25 protein-coding genes and 1 tRNA gene are annotated in these 25949 nt (G+C 61.5%); 7 read left to right on the forward strand and 19 right to left on the reverse strand.

What is annotated here, in order from left to right:
- The 6 genes from IG629_RS12570 to IG629_RS12595 are packed head-to-tail and all read right to left on the reverse strand — an operon-like array spanning position 1 to position 6190.
- Positions 1–771, reverse strand: a complete 771-nt coding sequence (locus IG629_RS12570; protein WP_193172289.1) for a polysaccharide deacetylase family protein — start codon at positions 769–771, stop codon at positions 1–3.
- A complete protein-coding gene (locus IG629_RS12575) occupies positions 768–1931 on the reverse strand; it encodes a glycosyltransferase family protein (protein WP_193172290.1) in 1164 nt (387 codons plus the stop codon). Before IG629_RS12575 ends, IG629_RS12570 begins: the two co-directional genes overlap by 4 nt.
- Positions 1928–2521 (reverse strand): histidine phosphatase family protein, encoded by a 594-nt coding sequence (locus IG629_RS12580; protein WP_193172291.1) that lies wholly within the window; start codon positions 2519–2521, stop codon positions 1928–1930. Before IG629_RS12580 ends, IG629_RS12575 begins: the two co-directional genes overlap by 4 nt.
- On the reverse strand, positions 2515–3642 hold the full coding sequence (locus tag IG629_RS12585) for a glycosyltransferase family 4 protein (protein ID WP_193172292.1): 1128 nt from the start codon (positions 3640–3642) through the stop codon (positions 2515–2517). Before IG629_RS12585 ends, IG629_RS12580 begins: the two co-directional genes overlap by 7 nt.
- Positions 3639–4910, reverse strand: coding sequence for a glycosyltransferase family 4 protein (locus IG629_RS12590; protein WP_193172293.1), 1272 nt, complete (start codon positions 4908–4910; stop codon positions 3639–3641). Before IG629_RS12590 ends, IG629_RS12585 begins: the two co-directional genes overlap by 4 nt.
- A gap of 47 nt (positions 4911–4957) precedes the next feature.
- On the reverse strand, positions 4958–6190 hold the full coding sequence (locus IG629_RS12595; RefSeq protein WP_226886659.1) for a glycosyltransferase family protein: 1233 nt from the start codon (positions 6188–6190) through the stop codon (positions 4958–4960).
- Between the two features lie 221 nt (positions 6191–6411).
- On the opposite strand from IG629_RS12595, the gene IG629_RS12600 reads away from it, so the two are divergent.
- From IG629_RS12600 to IG629_RS12615, 4 genes are all read left to right on the forward strand, one after another.
- Positions 6412–9045 carry an ABC transporter ATP-binding protein/permease gene (locus IG629_RS12600; protein WP_193172294.1) on the forward strand — a complete coding sequence of 878 codons (2634 nt, stop codon included), beginning with the start codon at positions 6412–6414 and terminating at the stop codon, positions 9043–9045.
- Between the two features lie 30 nt (positions 9046–9075).
- Positions 9076–9531 (forward strand): cyclic nucleotide-binding domain-containing protein, encoded by a 456-nt coding sequence (locus IG629_RS12605; RefSeq protein ID WP_193172295.1) that lies wholly within the window; start codon positions 9076–9078, stop codon positions 9529–9531.
- 8 nt (positions 9532–9539) lie between these two features.
- On the forward strand, positions 9540–10028 hold the full coding sequence (locus IG629_RS12610) for a class I SAM-dependent methyltransferase (RefSeq protein WP_193172296.1): 489 nt from the start codon (positions 9540–9542) through the stop codon (positions 10026–10028).
- Positions 10029–10103: 75 nt separating this feature from the next.
- Entirely contained in the window at positions 10104–11189 is a 1086-nt protein-coding gene (locus IG629_RS12615; RefSeq protein WP_193172297.1) for a metal-dependent hydrolase, read from the forward strand.
- A 112-nt stretch (positions 11190–11301) separates the two neighbouring features.
- On the opposite strand, the gene xth is transcribed toward IG629_RS12615, so the two are convergent.
- Together xth and IG629_RS12625 are read right to left on the reverse strand one after the other, a co-directional pair.
- Positions 11302–12090: an exodeoxyribonuclease III gene (gene xth / locus IG629_RS12620; RefSeq protein WP_193172298.1), complete on the reverse strand. Its 789-nt coding sequence runs from the start codon at positions 12088–12090 to the stop codon at positions 11302–11304.
- Positions 12091–12120: 30 nt separating this feature from the next.
- Positions 12121–12909, reverse strand: coding sequence for a gamma-glutamyl-gamma-aminobutyrate hydrolase family protein (locus IG629_RS12625; protein WP_193172299.1), 789 nt, complete (start codon positions 12907–12909; stop codon positions 12121–12123).
- A gap of 96 nt (positions 12910–13005) precedes the next feature.
- Between IG629_RS12625 and IG629_RS12630 the strand changes: the two genes are divergently transcribed.
- Complete coding sequence (locus tag IG629_RS12630) at positions 13006–13776, forward strand: sterol desaturase family protein (protein WP_193172300.1); 771 nt, start codon at positions 13006–13008, stop codon at positions 13774–13776.
- An 11-nt stretch (positions 13777–13787) separates the two neighbouring features.
- On the opposite strand, the gene IG629_RS12635 is transcribed toward IG629_RS12630, so the two are convergent.
- From IG629_RS12635 to IG629_RS12655, 5 genes are all read right to left on the reverse strand, one after another.
- Entirely contained in the window at positions 13788–14411 is a 624-nt protein-coding gene (locus IG629_RS12635) for a LolA family protein (RefSeq protein ID WP_193172301.1), read from the reverse strand.
- Positions 14412–14548: 137 nt separating this feature from the next.
- A complete protein-coding gene (locus tag IG629_RS12640; protein WP_193172302.1) occupies positions 14549–16999 on the reverse strand; it encodes a DNA translocase FtsK in 2451 nt (816 codons plus the stop codon).
- A 32-nt stretch (positions 17000–17031) separates the two neighbouring features.
- On the reverse strand, positions 17032–18222 hold the full coding sequence (locus IG629_RS12645; RefSeq protein ID WP_193172303.1) for an aminotransferase class I/II-fold pyridoxal phosphate-dependent enzyme: 1191 nt from the start codon (positions 18220–18222) through the stop codon (positions 17032–17034).
- A 219-nt stretch (positions 18223–18441) separates the two neighbouring features.
- Entirely contained in the window at positions 18442–19770 is a 1329-nt protein-coding gene (locus tag IG629_RS12650; RefSeq protein WP_193172304.1) for an ammonium transporter, read from the reverse strand.
- Positions 19771–19782: 12 nt separating this feature from the next.
- Complete coding sequence (locus IG629_RS12655) at positions 19783–20121, reverse strand: P-II family nitrogen regulator (protein WP_028466168.1); 339 nt, start codon at positions 20119–20121, stop codon at positions 19783–19785.
- Positions 20122–20473: 352 nt separating this feature from the next.
- Here IG629_RS12655 and IG629_RS12660 point away from each other — a divergent pair, with 352 nt between their 5' ends.
- Entirely contained in the window at positions 20474–21706 is a 1233-nt protein-coding gene (locus tag IG629_RS12660; protein WP_319025073.1) for a UbiH/UbiF/VisC/COQ6 family ubiquinone biosynthesis hydroxylase, read from the forward strand.
- Between the two features lie 12 nt (positions 21707–21718).
- Here IG629_RS12660 and IG629_RS12665 read toward each other — a convergent pair whose 3' ends face one another.
- From IG629_RS12665 to IG629_RS12685, 5 genes are all read right to left on the reverse strand, one after another.
- Entirely contained in the window at positions 21719–22093 is a 375-nt protein-coding gene (locus IG629_RS12665; protein ID WP_193172306.1) for a gamma-butyrobetaine hydroxylase-like domain-containing protein, read from the reverse strand.
- The gene (locus IG629_RS12670; protein WP_226886660.1) at positions 22090–22362 is read right to left on the reverse strand and encodes a Trm112 family protein; all 273 of its coding nucleotides are present in this window, start codon (positions 22360–22362) and stop codon (positions 22090–22092) included. The genes IG629_RS12665 and IG629_RS12670 overlap by 4 nt, the downstream gene beginning before the upstream one ends.
- Positions 22349–23002: an LON peptidase substrate-binding domain-containing protein gene (locus tag IG629_RS12675; protein ID WP_193172308.1), complete on the reverse strand. Its 654-nt coding sequence runs from the start codon at positions 23000–23002 to the stop codon at positions 22349–22351. Before IG629_RS12675 ends, IG629_RS12670 begins: the two co-directional genes overlap by 14 nt.
- A gap of 38 nt (positions 23003–23040) precedes the next feature.
- Positions 23041–23946 (reverse strand): thioredoxin, encoded by a 906-nt coding sequence (gene trxA, locus IG629_RS12680; RefSeq protein WP_193172309.1) that lies wholly within the window; start codon positions 23944–23946, stop codon positions 23041–23043.
- 90 nt (positions 23947–24036) lie between these two features.
- Positions 24037–24588: a prolyl-tRNA synthetase associated domain-containing protein gene (locus tag IG629_RS12685; protein WP_193172310.1), complete on the reverse strand. Its 552-nt coding sequence runs from the start codon at positions 24586–24588 to the stop codon at positions 24037–24039.
- Positions 24589–24800: 212 nt separating this feature from the next.
- Between IG629_RS12685 and IG629_RS12690 the strand changes: the two genes are divergently transcribed.
- Positions 24801–24875: transfer RNA gene (locus tag IG629_RS12690), tRNA-Gly, on the forward strand.
- Between the two features lie 42 nt (positions 24876–24917).
- On the opposite strand, the gene IG629_RS12695 is transcribed toward IG629_RS12690, so the two are convergent.
- The gene (locus tag IG629_RS12695; RefSeq protein ID WP_193172311.1) at positions 24918–25823 is read right to left on the reverse strand and encodes a DMT family transporter; all 906 of its coding nucleotides are present in this window, start codon (positions 25821–25823) and stop codon (positions 24918–24920) included.
- Between the last annotated feature and the right edge of the window lie 126 nt (positions 25824–25949).

Consider the following 25949-nt stretch of genomic DNA (forward strand, 5'->3'; position numbering starts at 1 on the left):
CTACAGGCAAAAACAGTCACGTGGCGCGATCAGACTTACGGCCTCATGAGACTTCAATTCCAACACCAGAGCCTCAAGCGCGCGCCAATCCTCATCCACCATTACCAGATGATGCGTCAAAAGTCCGCTTGGCTCCTCCGCATCCGCCCGGCCCATACGGCGCGCCTCGAGATGAGAAGCCAAAGCCGTCGCCACGGTATCTGTTCCAACGAATTTACGGGTGCCGCGCCAGTCAATAACATCAATGTGGGTGTTAACACGGCGCAGGCCCGGCGCGGCCATGGATGCAGGACGCGGGCCGAATGTCGAAAGACCCGTGAAGCCGCTCTCGCAGAGGCGCTCCACCAGATCCGGCGCAATTCGATTCCAGGGCGGAACAAAACAAGAGAGCAGCCGGTCCGGAAAGGCTTCCCGAAGCCGGATGAGCCCTTCCCTCGCATCGCGGCACCTGTCCGGAAGCGGCCGGGAGGCCGGGAATTCGCATTTCTTTTCATCGGCCGCCGCGTGATTGCGGTGGGCGAAACCGTGGACGAGAAACTCCGCGCCCGTTCCCGCCAGCCGGGACGTCAGAGCATCTGTATCGGCACCCTCGGGCACAACAGCGAGACCTGGCGCCCATCCGGCGGCATCAGCCATGGCAAGCAATGGCTCCAGCGCCGGGGTCGGTCGCTGAAGATCGTCGTCCCGCCACCAGATCTCGGCAGTCAGTCCGGCAGAGGCCCAGCGATCAAGCTCGTGCAGAAGGCCTCCTGTTCCAGGAGAGCCGGTCATGCCGGCTCCAGCAATTCACTCAGGATGCGTGCTGTCCCGGCAGCGCCGTCGAGATCAATGCCCGAAATGCCCGTATCCCGGCCTGCCACTGCCTGCTGCATCGCGAGCGTAAGTGCTTCATAATTCAAAGCATTTTCCGCCACCACGGCAAGGCGGCCACGCTGCGCCAACAGATCCGCACGCACCCGTTGCTCGGTCTCGACGCCCCCCTCATAGGGGATCACCACGGACGCCGTTCCTGCTGTCAGCACTTCGGCAAGGGTGTTGTAGCCAGCCTGAGAAATAGAAAGAAACGCCCTCGAAATGATTGCCGCCAGATCGGGACGGCTGCGCTCGACGATCACTCCCGGGCCTGCCTGGCTTTCGATCTCGCGTGCCGCGTCGTTCGGCATGTGCGGCCCGGTGACAAAGCGCCATGTCCGGTCGGCATAGGGAAGTTTGGGGCGGAGCCGCGCCACGGCGCGCATGATATCGCCACCGACGGCACCACCACCGGCCGAAACCACCACCTCGCCCGTACCATCACCGGTACCATCACCGGTCGTGTCGATCGGGTTAAGCACATAGCCGGTATAGCGGACCGGCGGCGTCAGCTCGTCATACATCGGGAAGGTATCGGCAAGGCTGATGACCGCTTCATCGCCATGTATCAGGACCATGTCGTAGTAACGATCCACCGTCTCAACGATCTCCCGGTTGCGGTCCGGGCGCGGCTTGGTCACCAGAATATCGCGCATTGAGGAGACGATTTTCGGCTGCCAGTCTGCCGCCTTGGCCCGGTCGAGCAACGGCAGCAATTCGAAGCGCATCTGCCGGCGTCCGAAAGGGAAGAGTTCCGTGAAAAGGAGATCCGGGCGGATTTCCTCGAACAGGTCAAGCAGCGTGTCGCGTCGCGCCGCCCGCCAAGCATCGTCGATTTCCCGGCCGTTTTCGTCCGCCAGGACTTTGAAGAGGCTATCCACGGCACGTACGGGCGGCAGCTGGTGCAAAATCGCACCGCCAATATCCAGATGCGGAACCGGCATGCCGCCGGAGACGAAATGCACCTCGAACCCATCGGCGACGGCAGCCTGCGCAACCGCGGCCGCACGGCGCAGGTGACCGATCCCCAGCAGGTTCTGGACGTAGAGAAAGAGCGTCTTGGGCCGGGTATCCGTCATGAAAGCAGGCTCACATTCATTGCGTCGGGACGGATCGTCCCGTCCGGGTCGAGACGGACCATATGCATGGCGGCCCAGTCAAGCCGGACCGGCGGCTTGCCCATCATGTCCCAGCCCCAGGCAAGCGCCAGCGCGGCGCGGATCACGCCTTTATGGGTGACGGCGAGGCAGCATTCCGGCACCGGTTGCCGCGCCAAGAGCTTCTCGAAAAACGCCTGGAGCCGAGTCTGTACATCGCGTGGAGACTCGCCACCGGGTGGCTGAAAATCGAGCCCTTTATCCTCGTTTTTTTTCATTTCGGAGCCGAGTTGATCTCTGAGCTCGGCGAGCCGCCGGCCTTCCCAATCGCCCCAATGCATTTCGATCAGAAGCGGCTCATCTTCCAGAGCAGCGCATCCCGCCAGAGAGGCGGTCTCCCAGGCGCGCTGAAGTGGTGAGACCAGGGCGGGCGCCGACCGGAACATATCCGGAAGCCTGTATTGGACGGCCTGCGCCCGGCCTGCAGCGGAAAGCGGGATATCGGTTCTGCCCTGCAGACGATGCTCGGCATTCCAGGTGGTCGGCCCGTGCCGCAGGAAGCCGATCAACATGGCAGAGCCTGCACCGCCGCGCTCAATTCGCCAGCGATGCTTTCCAGGCTGTGGTGACGGTTCGCCTGCTTCCGGCCTTCCGCGCCGAGCGCGCGCGACAGATCCATATCGAGAAGCAGCCGATCAAGATTCCCGGCAAAGGCGGTGACATCCCCTTCCGGAGAAAGCAGGCCCGTCGCCCCATCGCGCACGATGTCCGGCACTCCGCCGACATCGCCGGCAACCACAGGAAGGCCGCTCGCCTGAGCTTCCAGCAATGCCATGCCATAGGCCTCGTTGATGGCAGGCCAGACGAAAATATCCGCCGCTTGATAGAGAGTCCGCAGCCGCGCGGCATCGACCATTCCGAGCAGATGCACTCGCGCCTGATGCGGAGCGAAACAGGCCTCGACCTCAGACCGACCGGCACCGTCACCGGCAATCGCCAAAGCCCAGCGCCTTTCGGCTGGAACGCGCGACAGGGCCTCGGCCAGAATCCGGTAGGATTCGGTTTTCACACCCGGCCGCATCATGCCGACGGCAAGCAGCAGTGGCTCATTTTCCGCAATCCCGAGCTCGGCCCGCAAGAGCGGGCCAGCGGACGGGTCGGCCGGATAAGGCAGCCCGTCGAGGAACGGTTTGATCTCGAGATACCGCCCACCGGATCCGAGGCATGGTGCCACACACGGCTTGTCCCGACTGTTGAAACCAATGACAAGCGCCGCCTTATCCAGTGCATCCAGGATCCGGCGATGAGAGTCCGCCCAAGGGCCTTCCGCCCTTTTCGGCGCGTTCGAGGCTTCGGCCACAACGTAAGGAACACCAAGCCGCCGGGCGACCTCGGGGCCGATCAGGTCCGGCGCCTTGTAGTAGAGATGATATGAAAACCAGAGGTCCGGCGCCGCGATTCTTCCGGATTGGCAACATTCAACGAACCTGTCCGCATAGCGTGCGCCCAGGCGCGCCAGGTGGGCCTGACGGACGGGATCTCCCTCACCGTCCCGACTGCGCAAACGGGACGCCAGAAACACGTCGTGACCGCCCGACCGAAGGGCCGCTATCAACAGCCGCGCCATCCGCCGGTCACCGGAAGGGGTCGGCGCATCGGGCGATTTCAGCGGCGCGTAGAAGGCAATTCTCACGCCGCTTCGTCCGCGCCGGCAGCAGCGCCCGTCGCCGCCGAATTGAGACCGAGTAACGCCGCGAGAGTCCCGATTGCCGCCTGATGACCGAACCGGGTACGGACTTTGGCTTCCCCGGCGGCACCATATTGCTTTCTGATAGCCGGGTTCCGGATCAGATTTTCGATTGCCTCGGACAATGCGGCAACATCGTCAGGCGGAACGAGAGCACCGGTCGCCCTGTCTTCAATGAGTTCGGGAATAGCCGATACATCGGTGGCAAGACAGCAGAGCGCCTGACTCTGCGCCTCCATCAAAACGTTCGGCAGCCCGTCCCGGTCGCCATCCTCGGCAATCCGGCTCGGCAGGATGAAAAGATCGGAGGCACGGTAGGCTTCAAGAACCGCACTTTGCGCCGCCGCACCCCGCCAAGTGACACGGTCCTTGAGCCCAAGCCCGTCGGCCTGACTCTTCAGCGCCTTCAGCTCCTTGCCGCCGCCGATATGCGTCCAGTGCCAGGATAATCCTTCCGGAAGCCGGGCAAGGGCATCAAGCAACTGGTCGAAACCCTTCTTCGGAACCGCGCGACCGACCGAGAGCAGGCGTACCGGCGCACCGGAGCCATCCAGATCCAGCGCGCTTTCGCCGGAAGGCGCGAAGCTGGAGAGATCGAGGCCATGATAGACCAGCCTCGTCTTGCCGGGCGCGAGGGCGTCCAGATGCTCGTATCCATAGCGGGTGCAGGTCACGGCCCAGGCCGCATCGGCCAGCTTCTCGCGCTTCTCCCACTCCGGGGAGAGCCAGATATCCTTGGCGTGCGCCGAGGCAGACCAGCTCCGTCCGCTCATCAGAGCCGCATAGCGGGCGACCGAAGACGGTGTGTGCAGGAAATGCGCATAGATGTGGCGGAACCGCGGATCGAGCTCGGTGGCCAGCACCAGCGCCTGGCCGAAGCGGCGAACCCGGTTCGGGGTGAAATCGCGCTTCAGGTCCTTCAGCCAGAGACGGAACACTGCGCCATAGCCCGGCATCCGGCGAGCCTTCCAACAGGCTTTCAGAACCCTCAGCGGCTCCTGATAAAGATATTCCGGCAGATAATTGACCGCAGCCGTGATCTTGCCATGCACCGGGTGACTGGCCTTATCCGTCGGATGACGCAAGGAGACGATGGTGTAATCGAGCCCGAGGCGCTGCAGTTCGAGAATTTCCTGCGCAATGAAAGTTTCCGAAAGACGCGGATAGCCCTTCAGAACGATGGCTGTCGGAACGCTCGTCGCTGATCTTGTCATAACCTGCTGAACCAATGTGACGCCTGCTCGCGAACCCGGACGCTGGCTCAGGCTTCCCGTCGGAGAACCGAGACCTTGGCGTCGGTGCCGTGCTCGTAGAGCCAGTGCTGCGCCAGCCGGTTGACTTCCTCAAGCCCGTCCAGCAAACCGGATTCCATCGTTTCCGACGGTGTCGGCTGGCTGGGAAGGCGCCGCAAGGCATCCGACATGACAAGCGGATCGCGCTCGCCGTCATCCACGAGCATGGCGGTGATACCCAGCTCTTCAGCCCGCGCGGCACGGATATACTGCTCCATCCTCGGCTCTGTCCGCGGTACGATCAGCGCCCTTTTATCAAAGGACAGAATTTCGCAGAAGGTGTTGTAGCCGCCCATAGCGACGATTCCCGCCGCGCGCGCCATCAAACTCTCGATACGGGAATCGAAGGTGATGACATCGACCCGGTCGAGCTCGGCTGCCCGCTCCATGAAGTCATTCTGCAACTCTGCCGGCATAAACGGTCCAAGCACGAGGAGTGCTCGGTAAGGAAGATCCGTATCAGCTTCATATGCCTTCAGAACCCAGTCCATCAGCCCGTCACCATCACCGCCGCCGCCGGCTGTGACAAGAATGAACGGATCTTCCAGATCGGTCGTCATGATCGGGTGAACGTGGCTCGGCACCTTGCGCTTCAGATACCCTGTGTAGGACGTTTTAGCCTGTACGGATTCCGGCATCGGCATGCCGGAATAAGGATCGCAGACGGACTGCAGGCCGTAGACCCAGATATCGTCATAGACATCCCGCAGGGCTTCGACCGCGTTCTTGCGCTCCCACTCGGGCAGCAGTTTTTCCGGCTCGTCCATCACGTCGCGCAGGCCGAGAACCAGTGGGGTTCCCCGTTCCTTCAGCATCTCCAGAGTAGGCCGGACCTCGCCGCGCAGCCCCCAGGGCTCCTTATCGACAATGAAAAGGTCCGGATCGAAGGCATCCGCCGTGTGCTGGATGATCGAAGACCGCAGATTGAGGGTGTCCTCAATATCGAGATGCAGGTTGAGCGAGGTGTAGTCGCCGTTGCGCAGCTTGATCACGCCCGGAATGCGGACAAAATCAACGCGCGTGCGGAAATCGAAGCTGCCAATGATTGGCGAGCCGGACAGAATCAGCACGGACAGATCGGATTGCTGCTCCACCAAGGAGTGCGCGATCGCCCGGCAGCGCCGAAGGTGACCCAGCCCCATCGTATCGTGGCTGTACATCAGCACACGTTTCGGGCCGCGCTTGTTGCTCGCGTACGTCAAACGCCCATCCACTCACACATCGGCCTTGAAAGCTGAAGGCCCCGCTGATTCGCAGGTTCGATCCCCACGCATATCCCCATTTTTTCACTATGCCACAGTGTGACTTGTGGCAAAACCAGTTTGGCCCTTCACAGATTTACCTTATGACACTGTTCAGTTACTGTTTTGCGCGCAAACGATTTTTGCCGACAGCACCAACCGGGCACAGGCTAGCGGATCGCATGGAACCTACGATTTTCCGGTTCATTTTCCGGCATAGCAAGAAAGAACAGATCTTCCTTCTTGTCCTGACCGGGCTCTCTTTCCCGTTTCTTTACTATTCCCTGGATCTGCCGAAAACCATCATCAACGAGGCAATCGGCGGAAAAGATTTCCCGCGCGACCTGCTCGGTTATCAGTTTGATCAGATCCCGTACCTGCTGCTGCTGAGCGTGATCTTCCTCGCCCTCGTCTGCATCAATGGCGCGTTCAAATATTATATCAACGTCTTCCGCGGTCAGCTTGGCGAACGCATGTTGCGGCGCCTGCGCTATGACCTCTATGCCCGGGTCCTCCGCTTCCCTTTGCCGCACTTCAGGAAGGTCAGCCAGGGCGAAGTGATCCCGATGATCACCGCGGAGGTGGAACCTCTCGGCGGCTTTATCGGCGATGCGGTGTCCCTGCCGGCCTTTCAGGGCGGCACGCTGCTGACCATTCTGATTTTCATGTTTGTGCAGGACCCGATCCTCGGCACCGCCGCCATCGCGCTTTACCCGTTGCAGGGCTACATCATTCCGAAACTGCAACGTCGGGTGAACGAGCTCGGCAAGGAGCGTGTGAAGGCGGTCCGTAAACTTTCCGACCGGATCGGCGAAAGCATTTCCGGGGTTCAGGAAATCCACGCCAACAACACAGCGCGTTTCGCGCTTGCCAATTTTACCGCCCGGCTGGGTGAGATCTACACGATCCGCTATGAGATCTACCGGCGGAAATTCTTCATCAAGTTCCTGAACAACTTCATAGCCCAGCTCACCCCGTTCTTCTTCTATTCGATTGGCGGCATGCTGGTAATCAAGGGAGACCTCACTTTCGGGGCTCTGGTTGCCATTTTGGCTGCCTACAAGGACCTTTCCGCGCCCTGGAAGGAGCTGCTGACCTACTACCAGCGCAAGGAAGATTCCCGGATCAAGTATGATCAGGTGATCGAGCAATTCGATGCCGCAGACAGCCTGACCGAAGCCCAGCAGCTGGACGAACCGGAAGAACCTGTTTCTCTGGATGGCCCGGTGGCGTTACGCAACCTCGGCCTCGTGGACGAAGGCGAAGCTTTGCTGGAAAACGTCACGTTCGAGATCAAGCGGGGCGAAAAGGTTGCAATCGCGGGGCCCGGCGGCGGCGGCAAGGATCTGCTGGCCATGGTCATGGCGCGCCTGCTTGCGCCGACATCCGGCAGCGTCACCATGAATGGAATCGATATTGCCGGTCTGCCTGAAGCCGTAACCGGCCGACGCATCGGCTATGTCGGACCGGGGGCTTTTGTGTTTGCCAGAACAATCCGGGAAAACCTGCTGATGGGCGCCCGCCACGTGCCGCACGGCGATCCGGACCCTGACAGCTTTCCAGATGCTCCGCTGCAACGCGCCGCCTCGGAAGCCGCCGGAAATTCGCTCGACCCTATTTCAGCCAACTGGGTCGATTACCAGGCGGTCGGCGTCGACGAATCCCAGTTGAATACGCGCCTCGCTGACCTGTTGCGCGTGGTCGGGCTTGAAGACGAGGTCTATGCCTTCGGACTGCGCGGCTCCCTCAATGTGGCGAGCCGCGACGAAACCGGCCTCCGAATTCTCGGTGCCCGGTCAAAGCTCCGGTCACGGCTTGAGGAACTCGGGCTCGACCACCTAGTCGAGCCGTTCGATGCGAAGAAGTTCAACACCAATGCTAGCGTGGCCGAAAACCTGCTGTTCGGCACCCCCGTCGGCGAGCAGTTCAAGCTCGAACATCTCGCGAACGAGCCCTATGTCCGCTCGATTCTCGATCAGGTCGGTCTGACCGAGGATTTCATCCGGATCGGCCGCGATGTGGCCGCAACAATGGTCGAGCTCTTCAAGGACCTCCCGCCCGACCATGAGTTCTTCGCGCAATACGCCTTCATCTCGGCCGACGACCTGCCGGATTACCACACGCTCGTGCAACGGGCCGACAGGTTGGGTCTGGAAGGAATGGAGCCGGATGACCGGAACCGTTTCCTCGAACTTCCGTTCAAACTGATCCCGGCCAGACACCGCCTCGGCATGATTGAGGAAGCGCAACAGGCCCGAATTCTCGAAGCCCGAAAAGCCTTCCGGGAGGGGTTGCCGGAGGAACAGCGTCCTGCGCTGGAGTTCTTCTCGGTCGATCAGTTCAATCTCGCGGCCTCGGTTCAAGACAATATCCTGTTCGGCAAGATCGCTTACGGTCAGGCCGATGCCGGCAACCGGGTCGGTACAGTGCTCGCGGAAGTCATCGAGTCCGAAGGCTTGCGCGATACGGTGATCGAGATCGGACTCGGAGCGGAGGCGGGCATTGCCGGCTCCCGTCTGACCACGCCGCAGCGGCAAAAGGTCGCGATTGCCCGCATGCTGCTCCGCCGGCCGGATATCCTCATCCTGAACGAGGCGGTTTCAACGCTCGATTCAGGGGCTCAGGGGCCGACTGTGGCGCGCATCCTTAAGGAGGCCGCCGACCGTACGGTTATTCTCATTGCCCACCGCGCCCGCTTGGCGCAACCGTTCGACCGTGTTCTGGTAATGCGCGGCGGCCGGGTGATCGAGGACGGCACATTTGATACTCTCGACAAGGAAGGGACCGTGTTCCGGGGACTGCTCGATGAGGAGTAATCCGGAACCGGTGACGCAAAGGGTCAGTCCATGAGTCTGAATGAAGAAGTCGAGCTCCTGAAGAACATCCCGCTCTTCGCCAAGATCGAGCCGTCGAAGCTGAAACTGCTCGCCTTCACCTCGGAACGGCTGAACTACACAGACGGACAGGTGCTGTTCAATCAGGGGGATTCCGGCGACGCGGCCTATATCATCATCGGCGGCACCGCATCGGTGCTGATTGGCACGGGGAACGGCATGGTCGAAGTCGCCCAGCTCAGCAAGGGTGACGTGGTCGGGGAGATTGCCATTCTCTGCGACGTACCACGGACCGCGACCGTGCAGGCCAAGGAATCCCTGATCACGCTGAAGATCAACAAGGAAGGCTTCTTCCGCCTCGTCACCGACTTCCCGCAGATCGCGGTCGAGATCATGCGCGAGCTGGCGGCCCGGCTGGAGCAGACAAACATGCAGCTCCGCGCCGCCCTGTCCGATAAAGAGAACTAACAGCACCCATGAGCCGTCTCGACAGTGCCATCCGGCGTCTCCAGGCGCAGCAACTCAGCCTGGAATGGGCCGCCTCAGCCGTCGCAAACCGTTCCGGGAACGCAATAGAGCTGGGCCTTGGCAACGGCCGGACCTTCGACCATCTGCGCTCCCTCATGCCGGAGCGCCCCTTCTATGTATTCGACCGGCAGATCGCGGCCCATCCGGACTGCATCCCGGCAGATGACCGCATTTTCCTCGGCGATTTTCGCGAAACACTTGTCTTGGCGAAGCAGGCTCTGGGGCAGACCGTGCTGCTGGCTCATCTCGATATCGGCACGGGCGATAAAGAAGCCAGCATCGCGCTGGCCGCGGAGATTGCGCCGCTCGTTGACAGTCTGCTCGCCGAGGGCGCCGTGGTGGTCAGCGACCAGCCGGTTTCGCTGCCGCGCTGGAAAAGCGCACCATTGCCGGAAGGAATCAAACCCGGCCGCATTCATCTCTACAGGATCGGCTAACCCTGCCGGGTTGAAGAAGGCCGCCGCAAGACGCATGTCAGATCCAGCCAGTTATCATTTACGCGGGACTTTCCTTTGGACTCACTGACCCAGATCGTGCTCGGCGCGGCAGTATCGGTCGCCGTTGCCGGCCGCCGCATCGGTCCCCGCAAGGCCGCCCTTCTCGGCGCCGGGCTGGGCACCCTGCCCGATCTCGATGTGCTGGTCCGCCATGGCGATGCGGTGAGCGACTTCATCCTGCATCGGGGCTGGAGCCATTCCCTGCTGGTTCATGCCGCGCTTACACCGCTAATCGCCGAGGGAGCGATGCGGGTCTTCAACGGTCTTCGGGAGCACCGCATCACGGCCTATCTGACCGTGTTCCTCTGCCTTGCCACCCATGCGTTGCTCGATGCAATGACGGTCTATGGCACCCGGCTGCTCTGGCCGCTGACCGACACGCCTTACGGCGTCGGCTCCATCTTTATCATCGACCCGCTTTATACTCTGCCACTCGCTTTTGCCACCGTCTGGGCCCTGCTGCGGCGCAGCTGGTCGGCGAAGGTTGGACGGATCACGGCCGTCGCTCTCGCCCTGTCGACCTGCTATCTCGGCTGGTCTCTGGTGGCGCAGCAGATCGCTGACAGTAAAGCGCGGGAGGTCCTTGCGAATACCGGGCTCAGCGCCGAGAAGGTCCTGGCGACGCCGATGCCCTTCAACACCCTGTTCTGGCGCACCATCGCCATCGACGGGGGCCGCTACTACAATATCTACCAGCCGCTTTTTGCCGGCACAGACACCGCCCGCATTCATGTCCATCCGCGCCTCGCCGAAGCTGGCCCTTGTCTCGATACGATCCCGAGCGGTGCCGCCGTGGCCGCCTTCTCGAAGGGCTATTACCGCACCTTCAGGGACGAGAAGGGACTCCGGATTGCCGATCTCAGGATGGGCGTGACGCCGAGCTTCGTCTTCGATTTCCGAATTGCATCGGCGGAGGGTGACACCTGGAAGACAATCATGCCGGAACGGATCCGGAATGCCCGGTCAGCGCCTGGCGATATCGGCTGGTTGCTTCACGGCATGTCCGGAGGCGCCATGATCCGACCGGCAGAAGCGGCCAGTCTCTTCGATCCCGCTACGCCCTCGCTTGCCGCCCTGCCGGAGATGCCCAGCTGCGGGTGAGTTCTCTTTATTAAATCGTCATTCCCTCGAAAAAGGGAGCCCAGCGATCATAGAACTGCGCCCGCCTTCCCTGGGCCCCCGCTTTCGCGAGGATGACGGTTCTTTTTAGGCTTCAATCCAGATCGACGATCACCGGCGCATGGTCGGACGGCTTCTCGCCGCCGCGCATGGCTTTCACCACAGAGGCTGATTTCAGACGGCTTTTCAGCGGCTCCGTCACCCAGACATGGTCGAGGCGACGGCCCTTGTCGGCCAGCTCCCAGTTCTTCGACCGATAGCTCCACCAGGAATAGAGCTTTTCCGTTTCGGGAACGAAATGGCGCACCGCATCGACCCAGCCAAGCCCGGTCTGCAACTTGCCCAGCTCCTCGACCTCGATCGGGGTGTGGCTGACCACTTTCAGCAGCTGCTTGTGTGACCAGACATCCTGCTCCAGCGGCGCGATGTTGAGATCGCCAACCAGCACCATGGGATCGCTGCTCTTGCGTTCGGCCCCGAACCAGCTCTGCATCTCGGCCAGAAAACCGAGCTTGTGGGCGAACTTGTCGTTCACCGCCGGATCCGGCTCGTCGCCACCGGCCGGGACGTAGAAATTATGCACCTCGACGCCGCATTCGAACTTCACCGCAAGATGACGGCAGTCGGATTTGCCGCACCAGTCGCGGCTGTCCGATTCCACAAAAGGCACGCGGGAGATCACGGCGACGCCGTTATAGCTCTTCATGCCGCGGATCGCCTGATGGACATAGCCCGCATCCTTAAGAGCTTCGGCCGGGAAGGTCTTGTCCTCGGTCTTGGTTTCCTGCAGGCAAAGCACGTCGGGTGCCTGTTCTTGCAGGAAACGCAGCACCGTCGGCAGGCGCAGGCGCACGGAATTGATGTTCCAGGTGGCAATCCGCATCACTCTGTCTCTCGGTTCGGGAAATAGGGACTATTCGGCTGCTGTCGCGAGGCCGAGACGGGCATTCAGATGGGCCCGGCAGGCATCGCCGAAGGCCTCGAAGATTTTCTTGTTCAGCCCCTCGATCGGGACCGGCCATTCCGGATGCCACTGCACGGCCAGGGCAAAGGCCTTGGCACCCGGGACGCTGATCGCCTCGACGATACCGTCCGGCGCCACCGCTTCCACCGCCACGCCGTCGCCCGGCTGATCGATACCCTGCGCATGCAGGGAATTCACCAGCGCGGTATTGGCCCCGGCGATCCGGGCCAGCAAACCGCCTTCGGTCATACGGATTTCATGGGCCGGGCGATATTTCCGGTCAAAGTCGACATCACGGCGCATGCGGTGGTCGAACTTGTCCTCAATATCGAAGATGCGCTGATGCAGGGTGCCGCCGAGGGCAACATTCATCTCCTGGATACCCCGGCAGATCCCGAGCACCGGAACGCCCGCCTCGATCGCCTTGCGGATCAGCGGCAGGGTAACGCCATCGCGGCGCGGATCGTGCTGGGTGCCCTCGACGCTGTCGGGGCCTTTGAAATGATGCGGCTCGATATTGGAAGGGCTGCCGGTCAGCAGCAACCCGTCGAGATGGGCCACCAGGCTATCCAGATCCAGCGCTCCCGCTTCGAGAGCCGGGATGATCAGCGGCAGGCCACCAGTCGGCGTCGGCACGCAGGTCACGTATTTCTCGGAGACTTTCTGCGTCGAATGGTCCTCGCCCTGCAGATGACAGGCGGTAACACCGATCAGGGGCAGGCTTGGGACGGACAGCATCAAAAGCTCCTCAACTCGTGACTGGTAACGCCCGGATCTCCGGGCTGTGAGGGCGCGCAACTGGCGGCGCCGGAATTCGCCTGCCATATTCGCTCCATGAACGACGCCACGCAACAGCTACTGCAGCATAAGGGCGTGTTGATCCTTGCATGGATTGCCCTTCTCTTCGCCGCCGAACGATGGCTCCCCGCCGCACCGCGCCGGGGCGGCTGGACCCGTGTGATCCGCAATGCCGTGCTCTGGATCATGAACAGCGCTCTCTCACCATTGATCGTGATCCCGGTTTCGCTCTGGGCCGCGAACCATGCGCTCGGTTGGCGTCCGGATTGGCTCGGAGGCGGCATCGGCCTGATCGCGGACATCCTACTCCTCGATATGCTGATCTACTGGTGGCACCGGCTGAACCACGAGATCCCGTTCCTCTGGCGCTTCCATGAAGTGCACCATCTGGACGAATTCCTCGACGTCAGCTCCGCCGTGCGTTTTCATTTCGGCGAGGTGCTGCTGAGCGCCGGAGCCCGCGCCGTAATCATCATCCTGCTCGGCATCCCCTTCACCTCGGTCATCGTCTTCGAGACCCTGGTAATCCTGTCGGCTTTGTTCCACCACTCGAACCTGAGGCTCGGCGAAAAGCTGGAAGCGGCACTGGCCCGTGTCATCGTCACCCCATCGATTCACTGGATCCATCATCACGCGATCCGGGCGGACACAGATTCGAACTATGCGACGATTTTCAGCTGGTGGGATCTTGTGTTTCGCTCACGAAGCGCGACGAAGCGGACGTTGGAGATGAAGATCGGTGTGGAAGGGCGGCATGACGAGGAGGTCCTTCCACTGATCGTTCTGCCCTTTCGGAACAATCGCTGAAGCTGGCCCGCCTATTTATCGACGAACGTATCGCCTTCGAAATCCCGCGGCTTGAACAGATCGTCTTTCAGGGTCATCCCGCGCCGCGTCTCCAGCAGCGCCACCTTCACCTCCACACCCTGGGCGTCGGTGATGGTCCACTGCCTGAGGGCAAGCGGCGCGTCGGAAAACACCATCTGCACCATGCCGGCCTCGGGATCTTCCCGCATCCGCATCAGCAGACGGATGACGCCGGGATTGCGGGCGACGTCCAGCACCTCGAGATCGGTCTTGAAGTCCACCGGGTCCTCAACCAGGACCGAGAGCGGCGTGCTGCCGAGCGGGACATGGGTGGTCTGCTCCAGCTCGTTGTCCTGAAACACCAGCCAGGTGCCGTCCGAAACCAAGAGAATGGGGGACGGCGCGTCATACTCGAACCGCATCAGGCCTGGCCGCTTCAGGGAGAGAATTCCCTGCGCAGTCGCGCCTGTGCTGGCAACCTGCAGGAAGCGCGCCTGCAGGGTGGTGATGCCGTTGAAATAGGCCTCGATCTGCTTCAGCGCCTTCTTGTCGTCCGCGCTGAGCGGTGCTGCTTTCGCGGCAAGCGGGAGGGCCAGGAACAGGATGGCGGCAAAGGCGGCGATCAGCTTTTTCATAAAACCTGAAATGGCAGGCGTTCGCCCCGCTTGCAAGCGGCAATTCCAAGGCAGAGTGCACGATCCAGTCAAACCACGCCGTCACCCCTGCCGGAGAGAGAGCCGGGATGAGGAACTTGGGTAGAGGGGAATGGTCCCTACTCGTCCTCGTTCGGGTTGCGCACCAGAACCTCGCGCTTGCCGACATGGTTGGCCTGGCTAACCACGCCTTCGCTTTCCATCCGCTCGATCAGCGTCGCCGCACGGTTATAGCCGATCTTCAGGTGGCGCTGGATGAAGCTGGTGGAGGCCCTGCGTTCGCGGGCGACGATGGCGATGGCCTGGTCGTAAAGCGCGTCGCCGCTGTCCGTGTTGCCGCCTGAAAGGCCCGAGAGATCGCCGAAGCCGCCGTCTCCGCCGCCCTCGCCGTCATCCTCGGTCACGCTGTCGTTATATTCCGGCTCGCCCTGGGCGCGCAGGTGGCGAACCACGTCCTCGACTTCCTCATCGGAAACGAACGGACCGTGCACGCGGGTCACCCGGCCGCCGCCGGCCATGTAAAGCATATCGCCCTGGCCGAGGAGCTGTTCGGCGCCCTGCTCGCCCAGAATGGTCCGGCTGTCGATCTTGGAGGTGACCTGGAAGCTGATCCGGGTGGGGAAGTTAGCCTTGATGGTGCCGGTGATGACGTCGACCGACGGACGCTGTGTGGCCATGATGACGTGGATGCCGGCGGCACGGGCCATCTGGGCCAGGCGCTGCACGGCGCCTTCGATATCCTTGCCCGCGACCAGCATCAGGTCGGCCACCTCGTCGATCACCACGACGATATAGGGTAGCGCCGTCAGGTCGAGAGGTTCTTCCTCGAACACCGGCTTGCCCGTTTCGCTATCGAAACCAGTCTGCACCCGGCGCTTCAGCACTTCGCCTTTTTTGCGAGCTTCGGCGAGGCGCGCGTTATAGCCGTCGATATTGCGCACACCGAGCTTGGACATGGCGCGGTAGCGGCTTTCCATCTCCCGCACGGTCCATTTCAGCGCCACCACCGCCTTGTTCGGATCGGTGACGACCGGCGAGAGCAAATGCGGAATGCCGTCATAAATGGAGAGTTCCAGCATCTTCGGATCGATCATGATCATCCGGCAGCTTTCCGGCGAATGCCGGTACAGCAGCGACAGGATCATGGTGTTGACCGCAACGGACTTACCGGAACCGGTGGTCCCGGCGATCAGCAGGTGAGGCATGCGGGCCAGGTCGACCACCACGGGCGTGCCGCCGATATCCTTGCCGAGCGCGATGCCCAGCTTGGCGCCGGAACGCTCATACGGGTCAGACTCGAGGATTTCGCGGAGAAAGACCGTATCCCGGCGCGCATTCGGCAACTCGATCCCGATCACATTCCGGCCCGGCACCACGGCGACGCGGACGGACACCGCGCTCATTGAGCGGGCGATATCGTCGGACAGACCGATGACGCGGGAGGATTTGGTGCCCGGCGCGGGCTCAAGCTCGTACAACGTGACCACCGGACCGTGCCGGATCTTGCCGATCTCACCCTTCACGCCAAAATCAGCGAGGACAGATTCCAGCATCCGGGCGTTTTCCTGCAGCGCCTGCGGCGGCGGCCCGGCCATGCCTTCAGCCGCTTCGGTCAGCAGTTCCATTGCCGGCAGCTCGTAATCGCCCGCATTACCGAGATCGAAGCTGGTCTGCTCCACCTTCGCGGGCTTTGCCGGTTTCGCCTTGCGAGGCACCGGCGCAGCATCGGGCTGGGCCTTCAGCACGGGCGCGGACGATTCAACTTCCGGCACGCGCTTCGGTTTCGCTGAAAGGCGCGGCCCCTCATCCAGTGCCTTGCCGGACAGGGACGGCTCCTTGCGGCCAACGGAATCGAAGCTCTTGCGGGCGAGGCTTGCTGTAGCTTCAAGGCCAGAGCCGAGGGCGCGGCCTCCAAGGGCACCGCCCTTTGCGCCAAACGCCGCTGCCGTGCCGACACCACGGCCCGCGCCGCGCGCCAGAGACAGCCATTCCCCCCAGGAGGCCCCGAAGGTCCAGAGCAGCAGCGAGATTGCGGCCAGACCGGAAACAAATCCGATCCAGACCGCATCCAGCGCCGCCAACAGACCGAGCGCGGAAATCTTGGTCAGGGCCAGAGTGCCGATCGCACCGCCGAGACCGGCCCGAAGCGGCCAGCTCTGCGGAACGGGCAGCACGGCAAGCGCGAGGCAGCCGGCAATCAACGCCAAAGGCAGCAGCGCGATGCGCAGGGCCACACGTTCCAACGGCCGGTGGGTCAGCAGGCGCCAGCCCCAGATGGCGAAGAGCAACACCGGCACGGCGCTCACCAGGCCAATGGTCTGCACCATGATATCGGCAACCAGAGCCCCGATCGGCCCGAGCAGGTTCGCGGCGCTGCCGGACCCGGCCGCATTCAGGGACGGGTCTCCCGGCACATAGCTCAACAGCAGCGCGGCACCAAGGCCAGCAGCCAGGATCAATGCGAGGCCGGAAAGCTCGGCGGCGCGGCGGCGCAGATAAAGGCGCACGCTCTCGGGCAGGAATCCTCCGCCCGTGGACCCGTTACCGGCAGTTTTTGTCGATGCGCCCATAACTTTGCTTCTCCCCCGTACCGCCAGCCGCCTCAGAAATAAGGCGCAATCCGGCGCAGGCCTTCCTCGGTTGTCGCCGCATCATAGACAAGGGCGATGCGGACATAGGGATCACCCGGATTGACGCCGTCGGCATCTTCACGCGCCATCAGACCCACCGGCACGATCTTCACCGCTTGCTCGCGCCAGATCTGCTTTGTCAGGGCTTCCGCGTCGTCGGCCGGCATGCAGACAAAGAATCCGGCATCCACTTCGTGATAGCCCTTCTTGTTGCCCAGTACCTGCGTGGCGATACGCCAGTTCTCCGCATAGTGGGCCCGGTTGGCCTCAACATGGGCCTCGTCTTTCCAGAGCGCCGTGGCGGCATGCTGGATCGGCAACGGCGTCGAGGCACTGCCGAACATGATGTATTCGCCATAGCGGCTGATCAGTTCCGGGTCGCCCGCCATGAAGCCCGAGCGCAGACCGGGGCCGCTCGATCGTTTCGAAAGCGAATGCAAAACCACAATGTTGTGCAGGCTGTCGCCGAGCGCAGCTGCCGCCTGCAGTCCGCCCACGGGCGGGGTGCCGCGATAGATCTCTGCGTAGCATTCGTCCACCGCCAGCATGAAATCGTATTCACGCGCCAGTTCGATTGCCCGTTTCAGATAATCGAGCGAGGCCACACGGCCTTGCGGGTTCGTCGGCGTGCAGAGGAAACAGAGCGCCGTCCGTTCCAGGATCTCCGGCGCCACATCGTCGAGCTTCGGCAGGAAGTCATTTTCCGGCGTTGCGTTCATGTAAACGGGTTCGGCCCGGCCGAGCATGGCCGCCCCGCGATAGGAGTGGTAAAGCGGGTTCGGCATCAGGATGACCGGCTGCTGCCCGTTCTTCCGCTCCGGCACGGCAAGAAAACCGAGCTGGTAGAGTGCTTCCCGAGTACCGGAGATGGACGTCACGTGACGTTCGGGATCGAGAAATCCGGACGGCAAGCCGTAGCGGCTGTCGAGCCAGCCCGTCACCGCGTCCCGGAAGGCAGGATCGCCCTTCGGCGGCGGGTATTTGTTCCAGAGATGGCCACTCGCAGCGATAGCTTCATTGACGAATGCGGGCGGCTGAATCTGCGGCTCGCCAACAGAAAGCATAATCGGGCGCATGCCCGCAGCCGGCTCAATGCCGTCCAGCATCTTGTTCAGGCGCGCAAAGGTGTAGTCGCTAAGCGGTTGAAGCGCCGGGTTTATCATCGATTTTGCCCTATCCGCCCGGATTCCCGGCGCGAACTATCCATCGTTAAATTCGATTCTATAATAGAAGCCGGATAGTTATGGAGCAACTTTAATGCAAAACCTCACAATTTTGCGGGTTCACGCACGATGTTTCGAAAATCACATAAAATATTGCTTTAAATAAAGAAAAGGCCCGGATGTTGCCATCCGGGCCCGTTCAGAAAGTTTTGTCTCGGATCAGACCCGACCGGAGCCGCCACCGAATTCCGGATAGGCCTCGAGGCCGCACTCGGAACGGTCCAGACCGAGGAATTCTTCTTCCTCGCTGGCCCGGAGACCGATGGTCAACTTCAGGACACCCCAGACAATGGCGCTGGTGATCACGACGAAGGCGCCGATGGCGACAATACCGATGATCTGAGTCGTGAAGCTGGCGCCATCATTGGAAAGGACAACCGCGATGGTGCCCCAGATGCCGCAGACCAGGTGAACCGGGATCGCACCGACCACGTCGTCGATCTTCAGCTTGTCGAGAAGCGGGACGGTGACGACGACGAGGATACCGCCGATGGCACCGATCAGCACCGCAGTACCGATGCCCGGGGCAAGCGGCTCAGCGGTGATGGAGACCAGACCGCCGAGGGCACCGTTGAGCGCCATGGTCAGGTCAAGCTTCTTGTAGATGATCTGGTTCAGGATCACCGCAGCGACAACACCGGCCGCAGCGGCCATGTTGGTGTTGACGTAGATGGTCGCGATGTCGCGAACGTCAGCAGCGGAGCCCATGGCGAGCTGGGAGCCGCCATTGAAGCCGAACCAGCCGAGCCACAGGATGAACGTGCCCAGCGTTGCCAGCGGCAGATTCGAACCCGGCATCGGGTGAACGGAACCGTCGCTGCCGAACTTACCGGTACGAGCACCGATGATGATTGCGCCGGCAAGAGCCGCCCAGCCACCAACGGAGTGCACGATCGTGGAACCGGCGAAGTCGGAGAAGCCCATTTCACTGAGCCAGCCGCCGCCCCAGGTCCAGGAACCCTGGATCGGGTAGATGATCCCGGTCAGAAGAACCGTGAAGATCAGGAACGGGAACACTTTCACGCGCTCGGCAACCGTGCCGGACACGATGGAAGCGGTCGCAGCCACGAACACCATCTGGAAGAACCAGTCGGAGGATGCTGCATAACCTGTACCGTCGCCGGTGAAACCGTCGGCGGTGATGACGTCGTCAGCACCGGACCAGATCGCGAAGGATCCCATGAAGCCGGAGACATCCATGTACATCAGGTTGTAACCGACGAGCCAGTAGAGCAGGCCGGCGACAGAGTAGAGGGTGATGTTCTTGGCGCACTGCATGGTCGTGTTCTTGGTGCGGACAAGGCCCGCTTCGAGCATGCAGAAACCGGCCGCCATCCACATCACGAGGAACCCGTGCATCAGGAATGACAGCGTGTTGAAGATGAAGGCCGTCTCTGGATCGACGGCCGCTGATGCGGACTTCGTCAGCGCGATCGTTACCGACGCGGTGACGGCCGTCAGAACGGAAAAGCCGAAAAATTTTCTCATCTGATGAGCTCCTTAAAGCGCGTCGTTGCCGGTCTCGCCGGTGCGGATCCGGACGGCTTGGGAGACATCCAGCACGAACACCTTACCGTCACCGATGCGACCGGTATTCGCTGCTTTCTGGATGGCTTCCACCACCTGTTCCGCCAAGTCGTCCGGCACCGCCACTTCGACTTTGACCTTTGGAAGGAAATTTACGGCGTACTCCGCGCCGCGATAAATTTCGGTTTGTCCCTTCTGCCGTCCGAAGCCTTTGACTTCGCTAACCGTCAGCCCCTGGATCCCCAGAGCGGTCAGTGATTCGCGGACTTCGTCAAGCTTGAAGGGCTTTACGATTGCCATGATCAGTTTCATGCCGCCCAACCTTTTCCTGTTGTGCTTTTCCGATGCCCTGAAATCAGGACAATCAGAAGATCTACTCAGCGCAGATCGGCGAATTCATTACAAAATGTGGGCCAAGACCGAGATATTTTGAATTTACCCACCAAATCAGAGTGTTACAGTTTGATTTCAAGAATCGTCACTTCGAACAGGCCCAAAAGAAATGCACATTTTTTAATCACTAACAAAGTCGTGATGCTATTTTGAGCACTCAAATATGGGCATTTTCACTCGTTGCGCGAACCCTTGTTCCCCGTGCGGAGCGCTGTATCTTGCTAATGGAACGCGCGCCAAATTCTGGCGCCGGGATAAAGGATCCAAGAGCGTGAAAGACATTCTCTGCGATGCGCTGATCGTCGGCGGTGGCTTGTCCGGCATCTCCGCAGCCTTGGCACTGGATGCAGTCGGGCTATCGGTCACCGTGATCGACCGGGTACCCGTGGAGACGCATGTTGCAGCCGGGCATGACGGCCGGACCACCGCAATTTCCCAAAGCAGCAAGCGGATGCTGGTGCGGCTCGGTGTGTGGGATGCCCTGCCGGAAGCGCCTTGCGCAATTGACGATATCCGCGTCCGCGAAGGCGGCTCCCCGCTCTTCCTGCAGTTCGACCATGAAGATGCCGGCCCGGACCCGATGGGCTTCATCCTCGATAACGGCTCACTGAAGGCCGGCCTTTACCGCGCTGCCGCCACCCGCCCCGGTATCCGGATTGTCTCGCCGGCATCCGTTGAGCGGCTGGAGCGGAATGGCGAGGCAGCAACGGCCATTCTTGCGGACGGACGCCGCATCACCGCACAGCTCGCTGTTGCCGCAGACGGGCGCGGCTCCCCAACCCGTCGTGCGGCCGGGTTGCGCATAACCGAGCTGTCCTACGATCAGACCGCGATTACCTGCACGGTGACGCACGAGCGGCCGCACGATCATGTCGCCTTTGAACACTTCCGTCCCGCTGGCCCCTTCGCGATGCTGCCTCTGAACGACGCGGCGGACGGCACGCACCAATCCTGTCTGGTCTGGAGCGAGCGCACAGGCGCAGCGAACGCCCTCATGGGACTCACTGACGGCGAATTCGATCTGGAAATGCAGAGAGCATTCGGAGAATCCCTCGGACGGCTTCGCGTCACAGGCAAGCGCTGGGCCTATCCGCTCGGCCTGATCCATGCCGAGCGCTATATCGACCGGCGGCTGGTACTGGTGGGGGACGCCGCTCACGGCATCCATCCGATTGCAGGCCAAGGCTTCAATCTCGGACTGCGCGATATCGCGGCGCTCGCCGACACGATCGAGGATGCGCGCCGCATCGGGCTGGATTTCGGCTCGGCGCCGGTACTGGAGAAGTATCAGCGCTGGCGGCGCTTCGATGTGATGACGATGATCGCCGCAACGGATGGATTGAACCGCCTGTTCTCGAACGATTCAGCCGCAGTCCGGTTACTGCGCGATGCGGGCCTCGGCCTGGTGCAACGCGTCGGACCGCTGAAACGAGCCTTCATGCGCGGGGCAATGGGTACACTCGGCACCCTGCCGCGCCTGATGCAGGACCCGGCGCGGCATTAAAATTACAGACGATCAAGGCTCCCGGCTGAGACCGGCGGCTTCCAGCTCGGCGAGATAGCGTTCCCAGATCTGCTCTTTTTCAGAGCCGAGCTTGTGCAGATAGCGCCACGTATAGATCCCGGTGTCGTGCAGGTCGTCGAACTTGATCTTCACCGCGTAATTGCCGATCGCTTCCATGCCCATGATGTTCACATGGGCGCGCCCGGCAACCAGCTTCTTCTGGGACGGCACATGGCCCTGCACTTCCGCCGACGGGCTCTCGACCCTCAGGAGTTCGGCCGGAATGGAGAAGCTTTCCCCGGTGTCGAAATCGATTTCCAGAGATTTCTCAGCTGACTGAACACGGATTTCCGTCGGCCAGATCTCGGTCGCGAAAGACTCGGTCATGACTTTTCCGTCCGGTTCGCCGCCAGCGCAGCCTTGCCCTCGGCCACAGGGTCGCCGTCGCCATTCAGGTGCCGGGCCTCGTCGGGCAGCATGATCGGCACACCGTCGCGGATCGGGAAGGCAAGCCCTGCCTGCTCGCTCACCAACTCGGAGCGCGCACGGTCATAGACCAGCGGTGCCTTTGTCAGCGGGCAGACCAGAATTTCCAGCAGTTTCGGATCGACTTCCCGCTCCGCGCTGCCGGCGGCCGGTTTCTCAGTGCCGTGCATGGCGATCATCCTTGAGATCATCGTGAAGCGACATCTCTAGCAGGGTCAGCATCGTCTCGCCACGCTCCTGCAAAGTCGGCGCCTCAAGCAGGGCCTGCTTCTCCAGAGAGCCGAACGGACAGACCATCGCCAGCGTGGTCAGGAGCTGCCGGTCTTCCGCATTTTCAATAGAGTCCCAATCGGCCCGCATGCCATGCAGCGCAAAATAATCCTTCAGGCCGCGCATCAGACGATCCCGGTCCAGCGACAGATCGTCCCCGGCTTCAAAATCGTCCGCGAAATTGCACCAGTCCGCCACCACCCGGCGATAGCCGGAACGGCATTCCAGTTCCTGCTCGACATGGAACCGGGCTATTCCGGTCAGGGTGATCATGAAACGACCGTCCTCGGTTTCCGAAAAGGACGTGATACGGCCCACGCACCCGGTACGGTGGAGGCTGGCATCACCCTCCTCCTGCGGCTGGATCATGCCAATCAGCCGATCAGTGCGGAGGGCATCCTGGGTCATCGCCAGATAGCGCGGCTCGAAAATATTGAGGGGCAGCTTGCCGCCCGGCAGCAACAGGACACCCGGCAACGGGAAGACCGGAATACAGGCAGGCATGTCCTCTAGGCCGGGAGCAAAGGGATTGCGTGTCATGGATTCCGGTGCCTCCTTTCCGATAGATCTATGTGAATTCAGGAGAACAGAACCGCTGACAAACGGCGCCGGCCCTGAATGGTTACCGGATCCGTATGACCGAATGCCTCGAAGAACTTCACCAGTTGCATACGGGCTTTCTGTTCTTCCCAGTCGCGATCCCGGCGGATGCTCTCGATCAAGGCCTCGACCGCGCCTTCGCGGTTGTTCGATGCAAAGCGGGCCATTGCCAGATCGTAACGGGCCTGGTGATTGTCCGGATCGGCTTCGATGGCGGCAACCAGCGCAGCCTCCTCGCCGGCATCCTGGCTTTCAGTCACGAGTTCAAGCGAGGCGATCGCGGCATGCACTTCCGGCGCCTTTTTGATCTCGTCCGGCAAGTCCGCGATCATCTGCTGCGCCTGCTCGACCTGGCCGACGGCGACCAGAGCGCGGATCAGACCGGCAATGCCGCGCACATTTTCCGGATCGTGCTCAACAACCTGGCTATAGATCCCACCGGCGCCCTGCGCGTCACCCGCCTCGAGCATCTTGTCTGCGGCATCCAGCGCTTCATCAAGCGGGGACTCGCCCGCGGCGCCACCGGTCAGCCGCTTGACGAATTCGCGGATCTGGCTTTCCGGCAAGGCGCCCTGAAATCCGTCTACAGGCTGGCCTTTATGGAACGCGAACACTGCCGGGATCGACTGCACCCGCATCTGCTGTGCGATGGCCTGGTTCTCATCGATATTGACCTTCACCATGCGGACGGCGCCGCCGGCATCGCGCACCACTTTTTCCAGCATCGGGCCGAGCTGCTTGCAGGGGCCGCACCACGGCGCCCAGAAGTCGACGATCACCGGAACGTCACGGGACGCTTCGACAACATCGGCCATGAAGGATTGCGTATCGGAGTCCTTGATCAGATCGGCGGAGTCCGGGGCGGCGTTGATAAGGGTTTCCATACCTGTCGTCCGTTCTTTCATATCCGGTAAAGATTGGCCGCGGCCATCGCTTGACAAGTCCCCGGCCGTTCACGGCAGCCGGAACCTTGCTCAGGCCAGGGCCGCGAGGTCGAGAATTTCCGGCTCGTATCCGAGATTCCTGAGGAATGCGACAAGCGAGTCAGGTGAGACCGCGATTGTCATTTCGTTCGAGAGCGGGTGGTAGTTGAGCGGGTCAAAGGTCAGCATTTCCTTGTCAAGCACCACCTTAACCTCTCGCCCCACATCATTGAACAATGCGTAAGGCGAGACGGCTCCCGGGACGATGCCGAGGTGTTTCATCAACCGGTCCGGGCTGCCGAAAGACAGACGAGCTCCGCCTAGTGCGGTGCCGAGCTGCTTCAGATCGATCGGCCGGTCCTCCAGCGTCACGACAAGCCACATCTTGCCTTTCCGGTCACGCAGAAACAGGTTCTTGCAATGGCCGCCCGGAAGCTCGCCCCGCAGCGCCTTGCTGTCTTCCACGGTAAAAAGAGGCGGATGGCGATGCAGATCGTAGCCGAGCCCCAACCCGTCGAGATGGGCGAGCAGTTCATCCGGTGTGCTTGGGCCGGTTTGCCCGCCAGCTTGTCCATTGTCGGAGACTGATTCACTCTCGGACATAACGCTTCGCTTCCTCTTGTTGCGCTATACGCGCCGCACCACGGCAATTTCCGCGTTCTGGGATAGCCGGAAAGTGGGCATTTTCCAAGGCTTTCCTAGTGTTCTGACGGTTTGTCCGAACGCACTGAAAAAAAATAATTTCGAGGCTTGCAATGCGAAGAACAGTTTGTATTATCGCGGCCTCTCGACGGCATCACTGAATGCCGGTGGACGCGGGCGTAGCTCAGGGGTAGAGCATAACCTTGCCAAGGTTAGGGTCGTGAGTTCGAATCTCATCGCCCGCTCCAATTCCTCCTCAATGAGGTGGATCGAGAAACAAAAGGCGGCTTTTAGCCGCCTTTTTTGCGTGCGCGCCGCCTGGCCAGAACCGCTTCCCGGTGACTGATATAGGCGGTCGAGCAGAAGATCACCGCACCGCCGAGCCAGACCCAGACGGTAGGCTCCTCGCCGAAGAGCAGGAATCCCATCACCGCGATGAGCGGCAGCTTGATGAATTCGAGCGGCTGCAATTGCGTGATCTCGGCCAGACCGCAAGCCCGTGTCCAGCAGACGTGACCAGCCGTGCCCGCACCCGCCAGACAGAACAGCCAGAGCCAGGTCATCGGATCGGGCCAGGTCCAGACAAACAGCGCCGGAACCAACGAGAGCGGGCTCTGCAGCAGCACCATCCAGAGCACAATTGCTTCCGGCCGTTCCGTCGCGGTCAACTTCTTCACGACCAGCGCCGTGATCGCGATTCCGAATGCGTTGCCGAGAGCGAGCAGGGCACCGACCGACATCGCCTCCATACCGGGCCGCAGCACCAGCAGCATACCCACGAACCCAGCGGCAAGGGCGGCCACCCGACGGGCCCTGATCACCTCGCCAAGCACCAGGACGGCGCCGATGGTGGCGAACAACGGCGCCGTGAATCCGAGCGCTGTCGCCTCGGCAAGCGGAATCATGGTGATCGCGGCAAACCCCGCCGCCATGGCCACCAGATTGATGACCGCACGCAAACTGTAGAGACTGTATTTGTCCGTTTTAAGCGCAGAAAAGCCGTACCCCATGATCCAGGGAGCCATCAGCACAACGGCAAGAAAATTGCGAAAGAACACGACCTCGAGGACGTGCAAATTCTCCGACGCGAGCCGGATGAATATCCCCATCGAGGTGAAGAAAACCATCGCCGCGCTCATCAGCAGCGTCGCCCGGACCGGTGCCGGCAATCTTGTGAACGCGGCAAGAATGGACATATCAAAGAAACCTGAGGAGGAATGCGGGGACTGAGACTATCCCGCGCCGAACCTCCTGACCAGCAAGCATGATTTTATCGATCAGGGTCCGGTTTCATGATCTGGATCAAAGATCCGGAAAAGATC

Origin of the sequence: Nisaea nitritireducens (assembly GCF_014904795.1) — a bacterium.
GTDB classification, from domain to species: Bacteria; Pseudomonadota; Alphaproteobacteria; order Thalassobaculales; family Thalassobaculaceae; genus Nisaea; species Nisaea nitritireducens.